Origin of the sequence: Moorena sp. SIO4A1 (genome assembly GCF_010672065.1) — a bacterium.
Classification (GTDB): Bacteria; Cyanobacteriota; Cyanobacteriia; order Cyanobacteriales; family Coleofasciculaceae; genus Moorena.
In genome coordinates this window covers 1-1,743 of record NZ_JAAHHX010000512.1, presented here as the reverse complement: position 1 = coordinate 1,743, position 1,743 = coordinate 1, and the positions used below count along the sequence as shown (strand labels likewise).

Here is a 1,743-nt window from a genome sequence, read left to right as displayed (position 1 = left end):
CCGCTTGAGAGTACCTCGTCCGGAACATCAACAGGCAGATTGGAAAACTCAGGAGGAGTGGAAAAAAAAGCTGGCCGCCGAGGTTTTGAGGGTACAACAGGAGTATCCCGACGCTACCGTCGAGAAAAAGGCCGAGGATGAACATCGTATTGGCGCGGCCACACTGACCCGTCGCATCTGGATCGAAGCAGGGGTTCCGCCCATAGGCAAAGTTAACTGGAAGCGAGAATGGTTGTGGTTGTATGGCGCAAGTCCAACCCCAAACGGTCGAAACTAAGGCGTGGCTTTTACCCAAAGTCAACACCAAGCTATTCTCAATGGTGCTCGAAGATTTTTCTCAGCATTTCGGAGTCGGTTCAAATAAACGAGTGATTCTCCCTCTCGACCAGGCAGGCTGGCATATGAGCACAAAGCTCTCCGTCCCAGAAGGGATTCACCTGTTACCCCTGCCACCCTCAACTCCGGAGTTACAGCCCGCTGAGCGGTTATGGCCTAAGCGTCAATGAACCGTTAGCTAACCTTGCCAATGACCGCTATGAAATGGTCGAAGATTTGGTCGAACGTCGATGTCGCCAATTACTCCAACAGCAGAAGTTGATTGAGGGCAAGACATTCTATCATTGGTGGCCCGAGGTGAAAGTGGCGCGCTGCAGGGGCATTCAACCCGACATGATATAAGAACAATTTACACAAAATAGTTCGGAGAGTTGTCCATGTACTTGAATCAAGTTTTTACTTCCGGCTGCGCGCTCGAACCCATCTATATTCTGCGTCAATACCCATGTATCTGGTTTCCAAGACTCGATTTGTGCAATGACCTCATGAGCACGATTGAATTTTGCTTTATGACAGGCTGCTCCAATTTGCCACAGATATTTCCACGTTACTTCGGGACAAGATTGTAACATGTTTTTACTGATAGCTTCTTCGATTGGTATACCTTCTTGAGTGAGAACACCTTCAAAAAGTCCACCAACACCCCGATATGTAGGTAACCCGGAGTCTGCAGATAAACCGGCTCCAACAATGAAAAGAATAGACTCTGCCTTGAGAATGCAATCAGCAACAACACTCAGAATATCATCCATTAGTTTCTAAAACACAACATTCTAATTTTAGAACATTTCTCGATTCGAGTTAACAACTTATTTGAACACCCTGCAAACAAGCAAGCTTGTACAGAACTCTAGCTCCTACATTGCCATCCCACTCATCACCAACATCACCAGGTGCAACCTCGCACAAATCAAAACCAATAATTGTTTTGCCTGTTGGAACTAGCGCTCGCCAAGGTCAAAGGCACGCCCAGCCTAACTTTCAACCCCCTTGTCACCCCCTCAGGCTCCCGCCATAATCTTCGATTTGGCGGTGAGATGAATTGCAACCAACAAACAAGAATGCAGGATTTATGCTGATCCGCATTTATTTGTTGTAAAATAGATTTATGATAGTGAGTGAAGCTAAGCTGTTAACTGGGTCTAAGGCACAAGATCAAGCCTTAGATGAAGCCATAATAACTGCTCAATTCATTAGGAATTCTGTATTGGCTTAGTGTTACATATTGAAATACGCAACTTGAGTTAACAGTTATCATTTTGATTCAGAATGAAAAATAATATAGTTGTGCTGTGGTCACATCCACGGTCTATTTCCACTGCCTTTGAACGTATGATGATGAATCGGGGAGACTTTAAAATTATGCATGAACCTTTTGCTTATGTCTATTATGTCTTAGAAAAAAAA

The 1,743-nt window shown here is 44.8% G+C and carries 2 protein-coding genes and 3 pseudogenes; 3 read left to right on the top strand and 2 right to left on the bottom strand.

Features of this window, described 5'->3' with window-relative positions; all coding sequences use genetic code 11:
* Together F6K53_RS40070 and F6K53_RS40065 are read left to right on the top strand one after the other, a co-directional pair.
* Window positions 1-277: pseudogene (locus F6K53_RS40070) on the top strand (IS630 family transposase); the annotation flags it as partial.
* Window positions 243-506 (top strand): hypothetical protein, encoded by a 264-nt coding sequence (locus tag F6K53_RS40065; protein WP_075901252.1) that lies wholly within the window; start codon window positions 243-245, stop codon window positions 504-506. The pseudogene F6K53_RS40070 and the gene F6K53_RS40065, both read left to right, overlap by 35 nt.
* A gap of 153 nt (window positions 507-659) precedes the next feature.
* Here the strand turns inward: F6K53_RS40065 and F6K53_RS40060 are convergent, their stop codons facing one another.
* On the bottom strand, window positions 660-1,088 hold the full coding sequence (locus tag F6K53_RS40060; RefSeq protein ID WP_293085627.1) for a Sir2 family NAD-dependent protein deacetylase: 429 nt from the start codon (window positions 1,086-1,088) through the stop codon (window positions 660-662).
* A gap of 49 nt (window positions 1,089-1,137) precedes the next feature.
* A pseudogene (locus tag F6K53_RS40055) lies at window positions 1,138-1,302 on the bottom strand (agmatinase); the annotation flags it as partial.
* Between the two features lie 303 nt (window positions 1,303-1,605).
* On the opposite strand from F6K53_RS40055, the pseudogene F6K53_RS40050 reads away from it, so the two are divergent.
* A pseudogene (locus tag F6K53_RS40050) lies at window positions 1,606-1,743 on the top strand (sulfotransferase family protein); the annotation flags it as partial.

Coding starts and splice junctions, on each gene's coding strand:
- F6K53_RS40065 (WP_075901252.1), top strand. CDS start 243: ATGGCGCAAGTCCAACCCCAAACGGTCGAAACTAAGGCGTGGCTTTTA.
- F6K53_RS40060 (WP_293085627.1), bottom strand. CDS start 1,088: ATGGATGATATTCTGAGTGTTGTTGCTGATTGCATTCTCAAGGCAGAG.